Origin of the sequence: Listeria sp. LM90SB2, assembly GCF_028867355.1 — a bacterium.
Lineage (GTDB): Bacteria > Bacillota > Bacilli > Lactobacillales > Listeriaceae > Listeria > Listeria monocytogenes_B.
Genome location: NZ_CP046449.1, coordinates 918,581 through 937,719, shown reverse-complemented (window position 1 = coordinate 937,719; position 19,139 = coordinate 918,581). Strand labels below are relative to the sequence as shown.

The window sequence follows — 19,139 nt, the reverse complement described above, 5'->3', positions numbered from 1 at the left end:
ATTCATAGTTTGTTCATATTTCTTTTTTATAATATAACAAGAAGAGGTGAGAAGGATGAAGAAAAAAGGTTATATTCTATTAATAATAGCGCTTTTATCACTAACGTTAAACTGGCTTCCGGAGATTGCCCACGCGCAAAAAGAAGCAACAGGAACTACTTATACAACTGCAACCACAAACGAATTAATGGATATGTTTCTACCTTACTCCATCCAAAATCCTTATATTGAAACGACAAAAAATAGCGCGGAATTAATGTTTGTAACAGAGGAAGTCGCCACGATTACCACCGAAACAAATAATCAAACGCAATCAATTGCTGGTAGCACCGAAAACCATCAATTTGCATTAGCTAATTTGCAACCTGGAAATAATTTAGTGACAATCACAGCGACAATGACAGATGGGACTAGTGAGAGCAAAACAATCACCATAAACCTTCCAGAGAAACCAAAGAAAAACTCTAAATCGTTTCATGATCATTCTAAAAACCAACAAGTGACGCATCGAAAAAAAGGGCACTTATTATAATAAAAAAGGAAGCACTCATTCATAAGAAGAGTGCTTCCTTTTTCGTTAATTTCTACGTCCAAATGTAAAACCAAGTGCTACTAAACTTACCCCTGTTACAAATGGGATAAACGGGTTCGAATCCCCAGTATGAGGTAAAACCCCTGTTGCTTTTACGACACCGTCTACGCTTGTTGAGCTAGTCACTTTTTGCACAGGTGGAATGGTGATTTTGGATAAGAGTGTTTTTTCAATCGTTAGTTGTAATTTTTGACCGGCTTGTAAAGTATCCGATGTGAGATTGTTCCAGTCTTTAATTTCTGCAACAGAGACATCAAACTTATTAGCTACTCCAGGTAATGTATCGCCATCTTTCACTTTATAGATGACTTTAATTTTACCATTTTGTTCGGAATCTTTAACGATTTCAAGTGGACCAAAATCTGTTTCGACTGTTTTTTCAATCGGTTGCTTTTCAGCCGGAATAAATGGTGGTTCTTCTTTAACCGGTGGCGCTGGCGGGGTTCCTGTTCCTTGTCCACCGCTACCGTAATCATTCACTGTCGCATTTCTCGAAACAGCATCTAGGTTATCACCGGATAGTGTTGCTTTATTTGTATAGCTTTTTTGTTTCGTCGTAATTTTCGTATCATAAGTAATGACAACAGATTGATTATTTAACGTGCCAATAGATAATTCAAAATTGCGGTCCGCATCCAGCGTAATTGGCTGGATATTGGTAGTTATCACTTTTTTGTTGGCATCGCGGTATTTGATTGTTGCACTTCCAAGCAGATTTTGCCCTGAGCCAAGCGTATCCGTGTAAACGGCATTATCAATAGGTGTCAACGCATTATTTAAAGTAACAGTCCAATGTAAAATACTCAAGTCTTTATCATCCATTCGCCCTTGTTTAAAAACGATTGTTGGTGAGCCCGTACCGCCACCAGTATTAACTTTGCTAATAAAGGCGTTTATCGTTTGGGTCGAATTTTTCACCGGAAATGCGATTGGATTTACTTGATCTGTTTGAATATTTTTGCTGTTAAAAGTTGCGTTATAAAAGAGGCTGCCACTTAAATCTGTATGTGTATTTACATAGTCGGTAAAAGTTAATGTAATGGTTCCCGTTGCTTGATCAATGGTTGCATTTGCAATAGTGTTTCCTTGCGAATCCATAAGAGGGAATCCGCCATAATTAATTAATTTTAGTTGATTAGGAATAGTAAGCGTCATTGTTTCTCCGCTTGCAACTGGCTGTGTAATGACAAAATCATACGCCACTCGCACTTTACTATTTTCCTTAAAATTCGTTGTTTGCTCCCCGTTTTGATTTTGTAATGATACATTAGTAAAAAAACTGCTGCCGTAATCTGTTGCAGCTTCTGCTTTTGGGCTTAAAAATCCAGTGATAATTAAACATATAATTGCAAATACTAACCATCTTTTTTTCATTTTGTTTCATTCCCCCTTAAAACATCTATCTTTATAGTTCCCACAACTTGCTTGTTAAAAACCGTACAATGATTTTGCGCACAAAAAAACGCCAGAACAAGTCTGACGTTTTTCTTTTTATAGCTGCAATAAATATTGGTAACTGGCTTCTAGTGTTTCGAACATAGCTCGTTTGGATTTATCTTGCTCAATGCAATAGTACTCGACTCCGTTTGCTTCGCCCCATTCAATAATAGCGCGAAAATCCACTTCACCTTGCCCTATTTCGACTAAATTATTATCCATATCTTCTAGTTCAAAACCGCTCAAAAAATCTTTCATATGCACAATCGGCGCGCGGCCGCTGTAGCGTTTAATAAATTCTGTTTCATCATGTCCAGCTGCGCGAATCCAGTAAGTATCAGGTTCAGCATAAATACAAATACCGTCAACTGGGTCGGTAATATAATCCATCACTCTGCGACCATGAATGCATTCATTGAAATCGTATTCCGGATTATGAAGACCAATGCGAAAACCTAGTGGATGTAGTTTTTCCGCCGCATTAATTAACGCCGCTTTTGTTGCCGTGTAGCCCGCTGTCGTTTGGTCCTCTTCTTCAATATATTTGTCAAAAACAGTTTTACAATCAAAGAAATAAGCTTCTTCAATGATGCCATCCAAATCATTCATAAAACGATCATGCTTGATGTGCATGCCGATCACTTTTAACTCATATTTTTGCAGTAAACGACGTACCTCGCTTGGATCATTGCCACGCATACCATCAAGTTGCACATATCGAAAGCCGATTTCATGCATTTTCCGGAGCGTACCTTCTAAATCGCGCTCCATTTCTTTTCGTACAGAATAAAGTTGGACTGCTATTTTTTCTTTTATATTCATTGTTTCTCCGCCTTTCCTTATGCCTTTAAATCCAGCCAATCAACCTCAGACGCTGTTAATTTAATCCCGGCCGCTGCAACGGAAGATTGAAGTTCCGTAGCATTTTCCGGACCGATGACAGCGGCTGTCGGGAATGATTGCGTTAATACATAAGCAAGCGAAATTTGGATTGGAGTGCAACCTTTTTGGTTAGCTAGTTGCTTGGCACGACTGTATCTTTCCCAGTTTGCCTCACTATAATAAACTTCGACCATTTCCGTATCGCGCGTGTCTTCCTCAGAAAATCTACCAGAGAAAAATCCGCCTGCTTGTGATGACCAAGAAAATAGTGGCAAATTCGTCGCCTCATGCCAGCGAATCATCTCTTCACTCGCCGAAACACAATTTTCCCAGCGTGGTCGATTCACTTTTGCCAAACTAAAATTAGGGCTGTTAAAGCTTAGTGGCGTCAATCCATGGCTCACTGCATATTCATTCGCTTCGATAATACGCGGGAGCTCCCAGTTTGAAAGCCCGATAGCATAAACGCGGCCATCCTCCACTTCTTTATGCATCGCCTCCATAATAGGACCCACTTCTACATCTGGATTGTCGCGATGAAGTGCGAATAATTCAACATGATCTGTTTGTAGCGTATCTAAACTAACCGAAATATCTTCGTGAATTGCTTCCGGAGTAACCCGCGGCACGTCGCTTGCTTCCCGAACTGGATGCCCGCCTTTCGTTTGGATAATGACACTATCACGATTTCCTCTCATATTCATCCACGCGCCAATCGCTTTTTCACTATGGCGATAATGGCGCGCCGTATCAAAAATATTTCCACCCATTTCAAAATATTGATCTAGTACTGGACCCGCAAAATCCATATTATCTGCACGTAAGAAATCTCCTGCACCCATCACTAAATTAGAGCAAGCTATCTCTATTTTTTGTCCATTTTTTCTGCCGTTAACGATAATTTTTTCCATTATGCTTCCACCCCACTCGCGGCAATTTTATCGACTACAAGTGTTGTATTCGAATCTTTTACGAGTGTTGCAGGAATCGCTACTGTCGGTTCTTTTTCCACTACTTGTTTCACGATATCAATTTTTTTCTCGCCAGTTGCTACTAAATATATTTCTTTCGCCGCTAAAATTTGTTGCATACCAAGAGAAATTCCGTGTGTTAGTGGCAAATCTGTATCAAAATATTTGCTCATGACGCGTTTCGTTACATCATCAAGTTCCACGACATGACAGTTCACATCTACAGGCACAAATGGCTCGTTGAAGCCAATATGCCCATTAAGTCCAATCCCCAGCAAAATAAAATCCATTCCGCCACGGTCGTCGATAAACTTGTCTACACGAGCGCATTCATCCGTTAAGCTCGTTGCTTTCCCATCGAAAAAGCAAATTTGTTCACTAGAAACATTTTTCAAACGGTCGAAAAATGCATCATAGAGTGTTTGGATACAGCTACCTTTTGTTTCGCGTCCAAGGCCAACCCATTCATCCAAACCAACAAATTGCGTCTCACTAAAATCTACTTCGCCCGTTTGATTCGCTTTAATAAGCGCTTCTATTGTTAGTAAAGGCGTGTCCCCACCAGCGATACAAATTAAACTTGCAGGTTTTTCTTTTACCAATTCAATGATTCTTTGGGTCACTGTTTGCGCCACGAGTTGCTCATTTTCATTAATAATTAGTTTCATTTTAAAATCAACCTTTCTTATTAGAAATCCAAGTCTAGTGCATCGTGCGCAGCTTGGCGTTCTGATACAACTTCTTCTTCTTTAATCAAGCTCTTCTCATACATTTTGAAGAACGGATAGTACATACAAACGGCTGCTGCGAGAACGAAGATGATTAAAATAATCGCGCGCCAATCCATCGTCGCCAAATACTGCGCGAGCGGAATCGGTGTACCGCCAACATTCGCAATCGGCGGACGAACCCAACCAAAGTGGAACACAAACCATTGCCCTACTGCTAAAATTGGCGTTCCAAGTACGAATGGAATAAACAAATACGGATTAAAACAGATTGGCAAACCGAATACAACTGGTTCAGAAATTGTGAAAATCGCTGGAACAACCGACACTTTTCCGACCGCTTTTAATTCTCTTGATTTACTAAATAGCGCAAGGATAACTAATGCACCTGTAATACCAGAACCAGAGAAGCCCATGAAGTAATCCCAGAAGTTTGGCGCAAATACGTGCGGAATTGGTTCTCCTGCCGCATATGCAGCCGCGTTCGCTCCTAAATATTGTGTCATAAATGGAAGCACAAAACCAATCAAAATCGCATAACCATTTAGACCGATAAACCAGAATAGCATTTCAAGGAAACAAATAAGGAAAACCGCATAAGGCGTATCAATACTATTAATCGCCGGAGCTAGCATCGTCGTAAAGGCTTCCGGAATGATTTGACCGCTAGTGACACTTTGCATTAAAATACTTAGTCCAACAGCACTGAATAGCAGTACAACTAGTGGAATAATTGCTTCAAAAGTAGTCGCAATCCCCGCCGGTAACCCTTTAATTCGAATCGTAATATTTTTTCTAATAAATAAACCGATAAGTTCTACAGAAATCAGCGCTGCAAAAATGGCAATAAATAGCCCTCTTGAATCCAGAAATTCTGTATTAAGCACCCCGTCAACCATTTTCGTATTGAGGATGAGCGTCACCATAACAGCTGCCATCACACTATGTAACACAGGTACTTTCATTTGTTTTGCGTGGCTATAGGAAATTGTTATAGCCGCATAAATCGATAGTAATCCAAACGTAAATTGAAACGGTAAGTTAAGCGCTGCTGCATTTTGAACAAAGAATTCTTTCACAACAGAACCTGCTGGAAACATATTTCCGATTGCTGAAATAATCAGCGAAAATGATCCAATAATTAAAACCGAGATCAAAGCAATCATCCCATTTTTTATTGAGGAAATATGACGTTGTTTTTCAATTCTAGCTGCGACAGGTTCAAAATATTTCTCCATAAAAGCAATAAAACGGTTCATAAAAGATTGTTTGTTTTTACTCGACATGTTGTTTCCCTCCACTTTTTTATTTGTTCAGTTTAAGAATAATTGCGTCTTTTAAAATGTTTGCGCCATTAACAGTGCCGTAATCTTTCGTATCGATGACTTGAATTGGTTTATTATATTCCGCCGCAATTTCACTTAAATGTTTAAGTTGATGTTTGATTTGAGGACCGACTAAAATAACGTCAAAGTCTTCAATATGCTCGCGTAATTCTCCTGCTGGATGAGCCTCAATTTTCACATCTGTATTCGTGAGCTTTTCACTGTTTTGGGCGATTTCCTTCATTTTTGTAACCATTACCCCTGTAGATGCGCCTAAGTTACACACTAAAAGTACATGTAATTGATTGATTTCCATTTACTTTTCCTCCTCTTTTCTTAATGTTTTAATCTCTTGATGCATTTCAATCATTTCTCGAATTAAAGTCGATGCTAAGATGGTATTCATTAAAGTATCTTGCGCATGTACGAGTAAAACGGAAAAATTTGCTTGTTCCCCTCTTGTTTCTTGAATCAGCATTTCCGTTTGTACTTTGTGCGCTTCAATCATTAGGTCATCTGCTTCTTTTAAAAGTTGTTCTACTAATTCTGAATCTGATTCTTTTGCGGCCTGTAATGCTTCAATTAATTTAGAAAACGAATCCCCCGCCAGTGAAATTAATGAAAACGATATTTTTTCTATGTCCATTATGAAACCCTCTCTCATTCAAAGATAGCCGACTTAACGTAATGATAAATATCACGTTTTGAGCTAGCCATTTTAATTTTTTGCATTTTTTCCTCGTCCAGCGCTAACTTCATTAATTGTTCCACGATCAAGTGCGCCTCTTTTGTTTTTAAAGCTAAGGTGAAAATGACATGAACCGGCTCCTCGTATCTATCGAAAAACATGATGCCATCCTCAATAATCGTCACTCCAATGCCATCCATCAAAACACCGTCACTTGCCCCCGCATGTGCAATGACAACACCTGGCGCAACGACCATATACGGCCCGTATGCTTTTAAGTTATGGATGATTTTTTCATGATAACTCGGCTCAATGACTTCTAAATGCTCCAAACATTTTGTTCCAAGCTTAATTGCCTGCCTCCATGTTGGGCATGTTTCTTCCATAACAATCGCTTCTTCTGTAAATTGAAACGGTGGTATAAGCCTTTTTGGTGTTTCACATTCATCCGATATAAGCGCTTCCAATAAATCGAATTCTAATTTACTTAAATTAGTAATTTGCGTGTTTTCGCCAATAATCGCTAAAATCTTACTGAACTTATTAATAATCTGTTTATCACTTTTGATGAGTTTCATCCGTAAATGCTTTTGCAGTAATTCCATATCCTCTTTTTGCAAATAGCTATGAATCCGGAGTACTTTTGCGTCTTGCATATCTGGTAAATCCACTGTGCTAATCACAAAATCAAAATCAGCCATCATCGCGCGTTTGAACTTTCTGAGGCCAATTGTTTGAATCGATTCAAACTCAAACATACGCTTTAACTGAATCGCAATCATTTTTGAAACAGCGACACCTTCCGGGCAAATAATCAGCAAATTCGGCTTCATTTCAACTGTTTGTTTATTGCGTTGTACCTCAGATGCAAAATAAATAGCTAAAAATGAAATTTCTTGAGAGCTGACAGAAATCGGCAATAACGGCTTGAGTGCATCCAAACTCTCCTTCACACGCATAAAAATTTCTCGATTATCGCGCATAAATTCATTAAAAATCGGATTCTCGATAGTGACTCCGGCGCGAACACGCCTAATCATTAATTTAATGTGTGCTTTGATTTGCGTGAAAAAATCCGTATCGCCATGCACAAAATCCACTTGATAAATTTCACCCATTTTTTCGCAAATACCTGTTACAAATGCTTCAATTACCGCCTCATCTTCACGCCCATATTGATACTGCTTCAAAGACCCAATAATTGTTGCTAACGCCTGATCAAGCTCATCTTTAATCATAAAATCTGCTGTAAACTGAAAATCCGGTTTGGCTTCATGCTGCTTTAGTAAAATCGCAATTAGCGTTAAGTAAAGCTGCTCATCCATCGCACGTGTCATATTCTCCTCCACCGAATGCGCCTCACGATTCACCTCCTGCAAAATCTCCAGTTCAAAAAGATTATAAAAAAATAACTCGCCTTTTTTAGATAAGCTATTTTCCGAATCTAAAAACTGATAAAATTCGCGGATATTAATAAAACGCAAGAAACTTCTAGCAAAAAGCGATGTTTTCGTAATTAAATTTCCAGTCACTAGAAAGCCATGCCTAGGCTGATGCGATAAATCTAAATTATTTAAAAAAAGTTCTCCTTCAATAGCACGTAGATGATTTAGCACAGAGGATCTGGAAATAAACAGGACTTCTTCAAAATAAGTAACCGGGAGCACTTCTTCACTTAAAAGCAGTTTTAGCAGTAAAAATTGCTGCACTTCTTCTTGGCTGTAACGATATTTTTTCGGCGTAATTTGTTGCTTAAATTTACGCACAACCGGATTTACGATATTCTTTTCCGGAAGTAGCACCCCTTTCCTTGTATGTCTGATAAGAGCTGGTAATGTTTGCTCATGGAGAAAAATATCGATTTTTTCCAAACTATAACGAACACTTCGCTCCGAACAACCAAGCGCGTTAGAAATATAACCAATATTTTTAAAATCTTCCTGCTCCATAAGAAAATCTAAAATTTGAATACACTGCTGATTTAGTTTCATCAGGTATCACTCCTCTTTCTAAATTCAATTTATCATTTTCATGATAGGGCTTACAATAAGCTATATAGCTATTTTTGTCAGATACGTAGGGACAAAAAAACTATCCATTTTACTATAACTGGAAAAAAACCTTGCCGGAATAGGTCGGAGCTACTGAAAGCACAAAAAAAGCCTTCTACATTCACTGTAAAAGGCCTATTATTTGAACTATTTATCTTTTTTCATATAGAAAGTTAAAATAATTGCGATGAAAACCATTAAAAATCCAACAATCGGGGTATAACCCAAACCAATATATTCCGTAACTAATCCGCCAATAAATGCACCTACTGCTATCCCAACATTAAAAGCTGAAATATTAAGCGCCGAAGCCATGCTCACCGTTTCTGGCAAATACCGCTCTGCCAATTGCACGACATATAACTGCAAACCAGACACATTCATAAAGGCAAAAAATCCCATCAACATAATAGTCATTAATCCAAAAATCGCGTTGGTCGATGTAAATTGAAGTAATAATAACGTAATCCCTTGCAAACTAAACATCACGAACAGTGCCTTAGCCGGGCGCTCATTCGCAAAATGCCCACCAATCGTATTCCCAATCGCAACCATCACACCATACACAATAAGTAAAATAACAATCATGCTTGTAGAATAGCCCATTCCGCTAAACATCGGCGACAAATACGTATAAACCACAAAAGTACCACCATAGCCAAACGCTGTCATGAGTAACACCATCACGATTTTTTTATTAACTAATAATTGTCCAATCGCTTTAAATGAAATACTTTTTCCATTGGATAAGTTTTTCGGCACGAGGAAAAAATTAGCAATAATCGCAATCACGCCAATCGCAACAATAAACAGGAATGACATCCGCCAACCAAATAGTTGCCCGATAAACGTCCCAAGCGGCACCCCTGTCACAGTCGCCACCGTCAACCCTGTAAACATCACCGCAATCGCACTAGCTCGTTTGCTCGGATGAACCACATCGGCAGCGATAACAGAAGCAATCGACATAAACACCCCATGCGCAAACGCCGCAACAACACGCCCAGTAAGGAGCATTCCAAAACTCACAGCAAATGCCGAGACAAGATTCCCTATCAGAAACACGAGCATGACTAATAATAACAAATTTTTACGATTCATCTTCGCCGTCATAGTTGTTAAAACCGGCGCTCCAACCATCACACCAAGCGCATAAATCGATACAGTTAAACCAGCCGTACTAATCGACACACCCATACTAGAAGAAATCAGCGGAAGCAGTCCCACACTAATAAATTCTGTTGAACCAATCCCAAACGCACTAATCGCTAGCGCCAAAAGTGTCAAATTAGGATTTACTTTTTTCATATCCACATCGTTCCCCCCTAAAAAATTGCAAATTGTTTCGTTCTGTTATACAGTATCTTATATGCCGTACAGAATAACAAGAAGGTACTTAAAAGTCATATAGATACTAAAAAGTGCCTATAGGAGGATTACGATGACTAAAGTATATAATATCGGCGTCGAAGCTACACTAGAAGTTATAGGCGGAAAATGGAAACCAGTCATCCTTTGCCATTTACGCGAAGGCAAAAAACGAACTGGCGAATTAAAACGACTCATCCCCAACATCACACAAAAAATGCTCACACAACAATTGCGCGAGCTGGAAAAATCCGGGGTTATTGTCCGCAAAGTATATGAACAAATCCCACCAAAAGTCGAGTATTCATTGAGTGAATACGGCGAATCGTTGTCGGAGATTTTGAACAAACTTTGCTTATGGGGCGAGAATCATGTGGATCTTTTGCTCACTAAGAATGAAGATATTGTTTTGTTGAAACGAGATTAATAGAAAAATAGCCACCTCTCGGGTGGCTATTTTTAATGATTCCCTATACTTAATATCCCTGAATCAATTTCTTCTCCATCTAAAAACCAATACCTATGATAATCCCCACTGAGCGCCGTAAACGGAACTGGTGTCTTCCCTACTTCCGCTACCTTTCTAAGTAAGTAATTCCGCAAAATCCAACCATCATTTAAAGAACGCTGTTTTAAATTCAAAATCCGTTCTATTTTTACTTCGCTTGTATTTAGTTCTTTCGCTACTTCGGCAATTGTTAAATTCGCAAGCGCCAAATTCTCCGCAAACTCACTTTTCGTTGCTTTGATTTGTTCTTTTGATAAAGTCATTTTTCAGTTCCACCTTTTATAAATGTAATAATTTTTCAGCATTTTCGTGAGCGATTTTTGCTTTTACTTCATCCGTTAAATCAAGCGTATCTAGGAAAGTCCTAGCATTTTCTGGTTTTACAAAAGGATAATCTAGCGCATAAATAAGATGATTTTCATCTAATTCATTTAATAAAAACTTCCATTCATTTTGGTATAATAAGCCGCTTGGTGTCACATACACATTCGTCCGGTAGTAATCAGAAATTTTCCGTTCAAGCGTTGTCCAGTGGCCGAGTGTATTGTCCATTCTGTTTAAAAACATTGGCACCATTTCACCTAAATGACCTGTGATGATTTTTAAATTCGGTAATTTATCAAATATACCTGAAAGAATCATCCGCACGACTTGAATGCCAACATCCATATGCCAACCAAAACCAGCAGATGAAAATACCCCTGTCACCACATCAGACCAAGCATCACTGGCAAAATATTGTTCTGTAATAGTTTCTGGGATAAACGATGGATGGAACGAAATCGGTACATCTAGTTTCTCCGCCATTTCGAAAATCGGATAATAAAAGCGATTATCAAAATATTTGTTTTCAAACTGCCCTTTTACAAGTGCACCTTTGAAACCAAGTTCTTCTACGGCTCTTTTTAATTCAATAGCAGCATCTTCTGGTGATCCTACTGGTAAGACAGCAAAACCGGCAAATCGCGTAGGATTTTGTTGAATCACCTTCGCTAGTTCATCATTAGCTCGCTTACACAGAGCTACCGAAATTTTTGGATCTAAGTTTTGCGGAGAACTATTTCCATAAGAGAGTACTTGGATATCAATACCATGTTGGTCCATAAATGCTAAACGTTTTTCTGTATCTTGCATTTCCGCTGCTGAAGGAAGTTCCTTTTGCATATATTGAAACATTTCCGGACTAACCTGTCCACTTACTAAATTTCCAGTGACTTTGTTGATTTCATTCGTAATGACTTCGGATTCAAAATGTTCTTCTATTGTTATAATTTTCATGTTCATTCCTCCTTAAGTAAACAATACCCCTTTTTAAGTTGCTAAAATAGCCACATTTCGATACACTAATAACAATTATGTATCATAAAAAGGAGAGTTTTATGAATAACTACGTAAAAGTGCATCAACCGTTGAATGTTGATTTACGTACACAAAAAACACAAACCAAACTATATACGGTTTTGGAGAGGTTTTATGTGGAAGGTAGAACATTTGAATCAATATCTATAAAAGATTTATGCGAACAAGCGCGAGTATCACGAGCCACTTTTTATCATCATCATGAGGAGATTATTCAAGTGATTGAAGTCCAGATTTTGCGAACCATGCAGTACTTCTCTTTGGAATTCGACCAAATTATTTTAACAAAAGAAAATATCCAACGCTTAATCCTCCGAACTATTCAAAAAAATCCGCTTTTATTTCAAGCGATTTTTTGGAGCCGGGCAGAAAATATTTTTGTCGATGTAGTGTCTGGAGAAATACTTCGAATTAGTTTGTTAAAAGAAGTTTCCTTTTCAGATAGTCACTTTATTCCTAATTATTTTGCTAGGATGATTTTAAGTTTAGCGACAGAAATTCAGCAATCGAATAAAGACTATACGAATGGTCAATTAGTTGAATTGATACAGGAGGCAGCTCGCTTTTTACAAAAATAAAAAGAGCCTAAGTTCCCTTAGACTCTCTCATTTAATCAATCATTTTACGGAAATTCAACCGTTTATTTAATAGATACATTAGCGGAATCCCGACACCCATTACGATGAATTCACTTGCGGCTGTTGTTGCCCAAGTAATTAGGAACGGTAAGTCAAAAACAATTACTAACTCCCAAGCGATAATTGCCATCGTTAGCGAGAAAAGAATCGTATTAATAATCATCCGCGGAATAATTCCTTTAACGTATTTAGAAATTCCAATCATTAGTAAAAGCGAGATAGCCGATTGTGCTACGCCAAAAACTAAATCAATCCACCCTAATCCAGAAAAGAATAAATTCGTAATAAACACACCTACGATAATACCCCAAAAGTATTTTTTATTAAAGACGATTAGATGGTTAAAGATTTCTGGTATTCTAAATTGTAATGCCATAAACCCAATTGGTGCAACAATCATACCGAGCACTACATACAGTGCGGCGATAATTGCATTCACCGTCAAAATTTTCATTTTCATTATTTTTCCTCCTAGTTTTTTTACGTGGGATGGTATGAATGAACCACGTGTGGCAATTTTGCCAACATGCTATTTTCTCATATTTGGAAGTTAATGTAAATGAATTATTGCACATAAAAAACGGCTACTTAGAGTATAGCCGTTTTTTTATCTGCTATGTTTCCCATTCAACCTTTTGCCTACAAAATAAAGAATTATTGATAAAATTACTAATGAAATAAATCCTATATTTTTAGGGAGAATTTCTTTAATAACAATGAAGTAAGTCCAACCTAAAACGATGATTGCTACTACAATATATTCGATAATTTTGTTTATCTTCATGACGAGCGCCACACTCCCGTATCCTTAACATTAGTATTTATAAAAAAATAGACTGTAGATAAAGTTAAAAACTTCTTTATCTACAGTCTATCTATATGGTAACTATTTGTCTAATAATCTTATTTAGATTTTTGTGAGTAGTTGCCTTTGTTGCCGCCGCTGCGTTGTTCTCCGCCGCCACTACGACGATCACGATTGCCACCACCGCCAGAACCGCTTCCGCCGCCGCTACGACGACCTTTGCCGCTGTTGTTACGATCGCGGTAGCTTCCGCCTTTGCCGCTTCCGCCGCGATAGCCGCCACCTTTGCCGCCTTTACCATTTTTACCTTTGTAGCCACCGCCACCACGGGATGGTAATGGACGCTCTTCAGTAATATGGACAGGAGTTTTGTCTGGCTCTTTCGCTAACATTTTAAGCATTGCTGCTGCGATGTCAGTTGCATCGTATTTTTCAAGAAGTTCGTTAGCAAACGTTTTGTAGTCAGCTAAGTTTTCTTCTGTGATTGCTTCTTGAATTTTTTCAGTTGCTACGCGTAATTGGCCTGCAAATGCTTCGTCCCAAGTAGGAGCTTGAAGTGGTTGCATACGTTTTTTCGTAGTTTCTTCCACAATACGTAAATAACCCATTTCACGAGGTTGTACGAAAGTAATCGCCATACCTTCTTTACCAGCACGACCAGTACGACCGATACGGTGAACATAGCTTTCTGGATCTTGTGGAATATCATAGTTATATACATGTGTTACGCCGGAAATATCAAGTCCACGAGCTGCTACGTCTGTTGCAACTAGAACATCAATTTTTCCTTCTTTAAATTTGCGTAGTACACTCATACGTTTTGCTTGCGTCAAGTCACCGTGGATACCTTCAGCCACGTAACCACGCATATCAAGCGCGCGAGATAGTTCGTCTACACGACGTTTCGTACGACCGAAAACAATAGCTAGTTCCGGTGCTTGAACGTCTAATAAACGAGATAATACGTCAAATTTTTCTTTTTCATGCACTTTTACGAAGAATTGTTCAATTAATAGTGCAGTCATTTCTTTCGCTTTAATGCGAATAAGTTCTGGGCTATGCATGAAACGTTCACCGATACGGCGAATTGGATCAGGCATTGTTGCAGAAAATAGTAAAGTTTGACGTTCTGCTGGTACTTCTTTTAGAATAGTTTCGATATCATCAATGAAGCCCATGTTTAGCATTTCGTCTGCTTCATCTAGTACAAGTGTTTCCACGTGGTCTAGTTTCAGTGTGCGACGGTTAATATGATCCAAAATACGTCCTGGCGTACCAACTACGATTTGTGGGTTTTTCTTAAGTGAACGGATTTGACGGCTGATATCGCTACCACCGTAAACCGCTAGCACACGTACATGTTTGTCATAGCTAAGTTTATAAAGCTCTTCAGAAACTTGGATTGCAAGTTCACGTGTTGGAGCAATAATTAAAGCTTGTACGTTGTTACTCTTTTGGTCAATTTTGTGAATCATTGGAAGACCAAAAGCGGCTGTTTTACCAGTACCTGTTTGTGCTTGCCCGATTAAGTCTTTACCTGCTAGTCCTAGTGGAATTGTCTTTTCTTGGATTGGTGTTGCTTCTTCAAACCCCATCCGATTTACTGATTTTACAATTTTTTCGTCCAGTCCGAACTCCGAAAATTTTGTCAATGTCATTTCTCCTTTACCTGTTTAAAGTTTGGTAGGAGAGCTACTTTTATAATTCATCACAATACGCTTATTACGATTGTTTGTCTGTTCATTTGCAGTTGTTTTTATGAAAACTGCTATCTTTCATTTTCATTTTTCTGCAATAGAAAAGCCTGGGCGCACCAAGCAAAATGATTCACGGCATCAGAAAATTTCTCTGCCATTATAGCAGTTCTAACGCATCAAATAAAAAAGCCCTCATTAATCACTAGGCTAAATATAAACCTAATAAACTTCCATCTATCATCATAACACACTAACGATTTCTTTTCAACGTCAAAAGCTTATCTTTCCTTGCTATTATCGAATAAAAAAACTTAATTCTTTTTAAATGTACGCTTATCCGGGTTTTTCAGCGATTTTTATAGATAAATCTTTAAAAAAAAGCTGAAAATCGTCCGAAAACAATTTCCAGCTTTTTATTAATCCCATTTGGCTAAAACGCATTTTTTCAACTCATCCATAGCTTTTGTCGCTATTTCTTCTGTTTGACCGATTGTTTGGAAATAGATTTTGCATTTCGGTTCCGTTCCAGAAGGACGTATTGCAAACCAGGCGTTATCGTTTAAGTAAAATTTTAAAACATTTTCTTTTGGTAGCTCTATGTTTGTCATTTCCATCGTTGAAAGATTGGTTCGCTTACTCGTTAGAAAGTCTTCTAAAACCGTTATGCCGGGAATACAAGTTGGCTCTTTGCGCAAATCGTCTATCACTTGATTCATTTTAGTTGTTCCATCGCTATCATCTAGCGTAATCGTGTGCAAGTGTTCTTTATGATAGCCGAACTTTTCATATAAATTTGTTAGTTTTTGAAGAAGTGTTGTTCCTTCTTTTTTATAGAAAAGGGCCATTTCTGCTGTAAGTAATGCTGCCTGAACGGCGTCCTTGTCCCGAACAAATGGCGCGATTAAATAACCGTAACTTTCCTCGTATCCAAAAAGAAAGTTTTTTTCCGTGCCTTCCATTTCGGCTATTTTTTCACCGATAAATTTGAAACCCGTGAGCGTCTGGATATGATTAATTCCAAAGTCATGCGCGATTCTTCCACCTAAGTCCCCAGTAACAATTGTATTAATCATCGTATCCGCCTGAGTTACCGACGTTTTGGCTTCTAAAATATACTGTAAAAGCAATGCGCCTAGCTGATTCCCTGTTAAAATTTGATACGTAGCTTGCTTGTTTAAAACAGCTACCCCCAGCCTATCAGCATCCGGATCTGTCGCCAAAATAATATCGGCTTGTATTTCTTTCGCCTGCTTTTTGGCTAGTTCAAAACTGTTTTCTTCTTCTGGATTAGGCGAAACCACTGTCGGAAAATCCCCGTCAGGCTCACTTTGCTCAGCAATCATGGTCGTTTCCGAAAATCCATTTTCCAAAAGCCCACGCATAACAAGTTCTTTTCCAGCTCCATGAAGCGGTGTGTAGCAAATCTGTAGTTCATTACCGTAGTCAGCAAGCAAATCAGGGCGAGAAACGACTGCTGTTAAAGCTTTTAAATAAGCATCGTCCATTTCTTTTCCTAGCGTCATAACGAGTGGATTGGGTAATTCGCGCACTGGTATGGTAAAGATATCCGTTGTGTTTTCTAAATAGCCAGCAATTTCCTGCGCTACACCCAATGTGATTTGACAGCCATTTTTATCATATACTTTGAAACCATTATAGATAGAAGGATTGTGGCTTGCTGTAATCACAACGCCCGCAAATGCCCCCTTTTCTCGAACGCAAAAAGATAGCGCTGGTGTTGGGCGAATCGTATCGGATAAATAAACTTTGACTCCCTGCGCCGCCAGGACCTTTGCCGTTTCCTGCGCAAAAGCACCCGAATGATGTCTCGAGTCATACGCAATCGCAACACCCATTTCGGCTCCTCCATTCGCGACAACATAATCTCCCAAACCTTTCGCTACTCGTCTAATGGTAAAAAGATTGATGCGCTTCGTTCCAACGCCCATTTTACCGCGCATCCCGCCAGTCCCAAAGGTTAAATAACCATCAAATCGTTCCTGCTCCTGTTCCACTCGTTGTAATTCACGGCGCCACTCATCTGATAAATCGGCATTTTGCCAAGCGTTCAAATGTTGTTGCCAAGTCATTTGTTTTCCACTTCTAACTGATGTAGAATTTCGCTGATTTTCATGTCACAGCCCGCCATAGAAGTATCCGCCACGCCGTAATACATATGCAGCGTATCACCTTCTTGAATGGCCCCACATGCGAAAACAACATCACCGAAAAAGCCATTTTTCTCATAATCGGCAACTGGCTCTAAAATAGGCGTTTTCGTTCTTTTCAGTACAATCGTTGGGTCGTTTAAATCAAGAAGCGCCGCGCCCATCACGTAACGATTCTCTTCAGTTGCTCCGTGATATAAAATTAACCAACCTTCTTCTGTTTTAATCGGCACACATCCGCCGCCAACTCGGCCACTATCATATTCACCAGGACGAATTCCAAGCAAATGACGATGATCGCCAAAACTGCGCAAATCTGGAGAAGAAGCAATCCAAATATCTAAATTACCAATACTTTTCAAACTTGGACGATGTAAGGCATAATATTTTCCGTTAATTTTTTCTGGGAAAATTAGTACATCTTTATTTTCAGGAGCAAAGATATTTCCTTGATACTCCAAATTTTCAAAGTCTTTTGTGGTCACTAATGCATCCGCTACGCCAAACTCAGATACCGCACTAAAATTTACGTGATATGTATCCCCGATTTGCGTCACACGAGCATCTTCAATCCCAAATGTCTGATACTCATTAAACGGATATAAAAACGTTTTTTCATCTAAGGTAAACTGATGACCATCTTTACTACGAGCAATTCGAATATATGAAAGAGAAGTTAAATAAGAAAAACCTTCTAATTTTGCTTTGCTGCGAATCATTCGTGGATCTTCAAAATCATAATTTTCATCATCTAATCGGAATTGTTGTAATTCTAATTCTTTACTTTTCGCATTATAAACTGGCGCAAGGACTACTTCTGGATCCTCACTGACTGGTTTTTCTGCCACACGAAGAAGTAAAAGCACTTCGCCGTTATATTCGGCAACACCGGCGTTGAAAGCTCCAATCACTTCAAAACCTTCATGGATTGGTTTTACGTCTAAAGGTGTAATTAATGGGTTTTCTTCATAACGATAAATGTTCATTTCTACTCAAAACTCCTACTATTAGTTATTTTTAAATGGATCCGGAATTGCTAATTTTTGTGCATCAGAATCGCCAATCCCTGCATAAAGTGTCGCAGTACCGTCCGAATTTCTGATTAACCCACCGCTAAATACAACATCCGCTAAATCAGGTCTTTTCGGCTCACTAGGGGCAAAATTAGCACGTTCGGCAATTATTTTTTCTTGCTCAATTTGCGAAAAATCTTCATTCAATCGAAAAGAACATGCGTAATAATGACGATTGCCCGCTTCATCAAAACAAGCAATATGGCCAAGCACGCCAATTCTCTCATCTTCTAACAAATGAAGCTCATTTCCGCCACCCCATTCCTCTCCTGAAAAATTCCGTTTCAAAAGTGGTGCAGCTTCTATTTTCTCTATTGTTAATTCTGCCAGTGAGTCAATGACGATTGCGCCGATTTTCCCGCGACCGCCCTTTTCGCCTTGAGGTCTTGTTAATACTAAAATACGTCCATCAGCCAATTCTTTGATACGTAAATCTTTCATACCAATTGGCCCGGCAAGAATTTGTTCAAAATCAGTAAGCGAGGTTGCCCGATATAAATTAGTACGCCAATCTAACATAGTCGGGTCCGTTTCTTTCGGAAAAACTTCTACCCCGCCAATAATCAGCTCACCCTGAACAAATGTAACAAATGGATCTTGTAGCGCTAAAACAGTCGTATTTTCAACCAATTGATATTTGTCCGTCTCTATTTTTTCAAAAAAGCGTACTTCCGAAAACTCGCTATCACGCGACTCCACTCGACCTGCAATATATTCTTTCCCAAGCCAATGAAATGGTGCCGTAATATTGTATACATCTTTGTCGCCAGCACCATTTAACGTGATACGTGTCCCAAACGCAGCACTATTTTCCCGGTAAACTTGCAACAAATTTTCGATTGTATTCAT

20 protein-coding genes are annotated in these 19,139 nt (G+C 38.8%); 3 read left to right on the top strand and 17 right to left on the bottom strand.

Annotation, left to right across the window (positions count from 1 at the left end; translation table 11 throughout):
- Positions 1 to 55 precede the first annotated feature (55 nt).
- A complete protein-coding gene (locus GL301_RS04535; protein ID WP_070008226.1) occupies positions 56 to 532 on the top strand; it encodes a hypothetical protein in 477 nt (158 codons plus the stop codon).
- Between the two features lie 45 nt (positions 533 to 577).
- On the opposite strand, the gene GL301_RS04530 is transcribed toward GL301_RS04535, so the two are convergent.
- The 9 genes from GL301_RS04530 to GL301_RS04490 all read right to left on the bottom strand — a co-directional run bounded on the left by GL301_RS04530 (position 578) and on the right by GL301_RS04490 (position 9,988).
- Positions 578 to 1,966: a collagen binding domain-containing protein gene (locus GL301_RS04530; RefSeq protein WP_070232260.1), complete on the bottom strand. Its 1,389-nt coding sequence runs from the start codon at positions 1,964 to 1,966 to the stop codon at positions 578 to 580.
- 117 nt (positions 1,967 to 2,083) lie between these two features.
- The gene (locus tag GL301_RS04525) at positions 2,084 to 2,851 is read right to left on the bottom strand and encodes a sugar phosphate isomerase/epimerase family protein (protein ID WP_003727114.1); all 768 of its coding nucleotides are present in this window, start codon (positions 2,849 to 2,851) and stop codon (positions 2,084 to 2,086) included.
- Between the two features lie 17 nt (positions 2,852 to 2,868).
- Positions 2,869 to 3,822: an aldo/keto reductase gene (locus tag GL301_RS04520; protein WP_003727115.1), complete on the bottom strand. Its 954-nt coding sequence runs from the start codon at positions 3,820 to 3,822 to the stop codon at positions 2,869 to 2,871.
- Positions 3,822 to 4,550 carry a glucosamine-6-phosphate deaminase gene (locus tag GL301_RS04515; protein ID WP_010958825.1) on the bottom strand — a complete coding sequence of 243 codons (729 nt, stop codon included), beginning with the start codon at positions 4,548 to 4,550 and terminating at the stop codon, positions 3,822 to 3,824. The genes GL301_RS04520 and GL301_RS04515 overlap by 1 nt, the downstream gene beginning before the upstream one ends.
- Positions 4,551 to 4,570: 20 nt before the next feature.
- Positions 4,571 to 5,896 carry a PTS sugar transporter subunit IIC gene (locus GL301_RS04510; protein WP_003721442.1) on the bottom strand — a complete coding sequence of 442 codons (1,326 nt, stop codon included), beginning with the start codon at positions 5,894 to 5,896 and terminating at the stop codon, positions 4,571 to 4,573.
- A 19-nt stretch (positions 5,897 to 5,915) separates the two neighbouring features.
- Entirely contained in the window at positions 5,916 to 6,251 is a 336-nt protein-coding gene (locus GL301_RS04505; protein WP_003721441.1) for a PTS sugar transporter subunit IIB, read from the bottom strand.
- A complete protein-coding gene (locus GL301_RS04500) occupies positions 6,252 to 6,581 on the bottom strand; it encodes a PTS lactose/cellobiose transporter subunit IIA (RefSeq protein ID WP_003721440.1) in 330 nt (109 codons plus the stop codon). It abuts the gene before it with no gap.
- Positions 6,582 to 6,595: 14 nt separating this feature from the next.
- Entirely contained in the window at positions 6,596 to 8,614 is a 2,019-nt protein-coding gene (locus GL301_RS04495; protein ID WP_010958824.1) for a BglG family transcription antiterminator, read from the bottom strand.
- 207 nt (positions 8,615 to 8,821) lie between these two features.
- Entirely contained in the window at positions 8,822 to 9,988 is a 1,167-nt protein-coding gene (locus tag GL301_RS04490) for an MFS transporter (RefSeq protein WP_003740511.1), read from the bottom strand.
- Positions 9,989 to 10,115: 127 nt separating this feature from the next.
- Between GL301_RS04490 and GL301_RS04485 the strand changes: the two genes are divergently transcribed.
- Positions 10,116 to 10,469, top strand: a complete 354-nt coding sequence (locus GL301_RS04485; RefSeq protein ID WP_003727117.1) for a winged helix-turn-helix transcriptional regulator — start codon at positions 10,116 to 10,118, stop codon at positions 10,467 to 10,469.
- A gap of 32 nt (positions 10,470 to 10,501) precedes the next feature.
- Here GL301_RS04485 and GL301_RS04480 read toward each other — a convergent pair whose 3' ends face one another.
- Together GL301_RS04480 and GL301_RS04475 are read right to left on the bottom strand one after the other, a co-directional pair.
- A complete protein-coding gene (locus tag GL301_RS04480; RefSeq protein ID WP_003730897.1) occupies positions 10,502 to 10,813 on the bottom strand; it encodes a DUF2316 family protein in 312 nt (103 codons plus the stop codon).
- 16 nt (positions 10,814 to 10,829) lie between these two features.
- Positions 10,830 to 11,828 carry an amidohydrolase family protein gene (locus GL301_RS04475; protein ID WP_003724802.1) on the bottom strand — a complete coding sequence of 333 codons (999 nt, stop codon included), beginning with the start codon at positions 11,826 to 11,828 and terminating at the stop codon, positions 10,830 to 10,832.
- A 101-nt stretch (positions 11,829 to 11,929) separates the two neighbouring features.
- On the opposite strand from GL301_RS04475, the gene GL301_RS04470 reads away from it, so the two are divergent.
- The gene (locus GL301_RS04470) at positions 11,930 to 12,487 is read left to right on the top strand and encodes a TetR/AcrR family transcriptional regulator (protein ID WP_070008228.1); all 558 of its coding nucleotides are present in this window, start codon (positions 11,930 to 11,932) and stop codon (positions 12,485 to 12,487) included.
- Between the two features lie 31 nt (positions 12,488 to 12,518).
- Here the strand turns inward: GL301_RS04470 and GL301_RS04465 are convergent, their stop codons facing one another.
- The 6 genes from GL301_RS04465 to GL301_RS04440 form a co-directional block, all read right to left on the bottom strand.
- The gene (locus tag GL301_RS04465) at positions 12,519 to 13,007 is read right to left on the bottom strand and encodes a QueT transporter family protein (RefSeq protein WP_003724800.1); all 489 of its coding nucleotides are present in this window, start codon (positions 13,005 to 13,007) and stop codon (positions 12,519 to 12,521) included.
- 147 nt (positions 13,008 to 13,154) lie between these two features.
- Positions 13,155 to 13,331, bottom strand: coding sequence for a hypothetical protein (locus GL301_RS04460; protein WP_003724799.1), 177 nt, complete (start codon positions 13,329 to 13,331; stop codon positions 13,155 to 13,157).
- 119 nt (positions 13,332 to 13,450) lie between these two features.
- A complete protein-coding gene (gene cshA, locus GL301_RS04455) occupies positions 13,451 to 15,004 on the bottom strand; it encodes a degradosome RNA helicase CshA (protein WP_003740508.1) in 1,554 nt (517 codons plus the stop codon).
- 461 nt (positions 15,005 to 15,465) lie between these two features.
- Complete coding sequence (locus tag GL301_RS04450; protein ID WP_003727119.1) at positions 15,466 to 17,139, bottom strand: phospho-sugar mutase; 1,674 nt, start codon at positions 17,137 to 17,139, stop codon at positions 15,466 to 15,468.
- Positions 17,136 to 18,203, bottom strand: coding sequence for a BtaManbiosPhlase (locus GL301_RS04445; RefSeq protein WP_274758840.1), 1,068 nt, complete (start codon positions 18,201 to 18,203; stop codon positions 17,136 to 17,138). Before GL301_RS04445 ends, GL301_RS04450 begins: the two co-directional genes overlap by 4 nt.
- Positions 18,204 to 18,224: 21 nt before the next feature.
- Positions 18,225 to 19,139, bottom strand: coding sequence for an MTP-1 family protein (locus GL301_RS04440; RefSeq protein WP_003724793.1), 915 nt, complete (start codon positions 19,137 to 19,139; stop codon positions 18,225 to 18,227).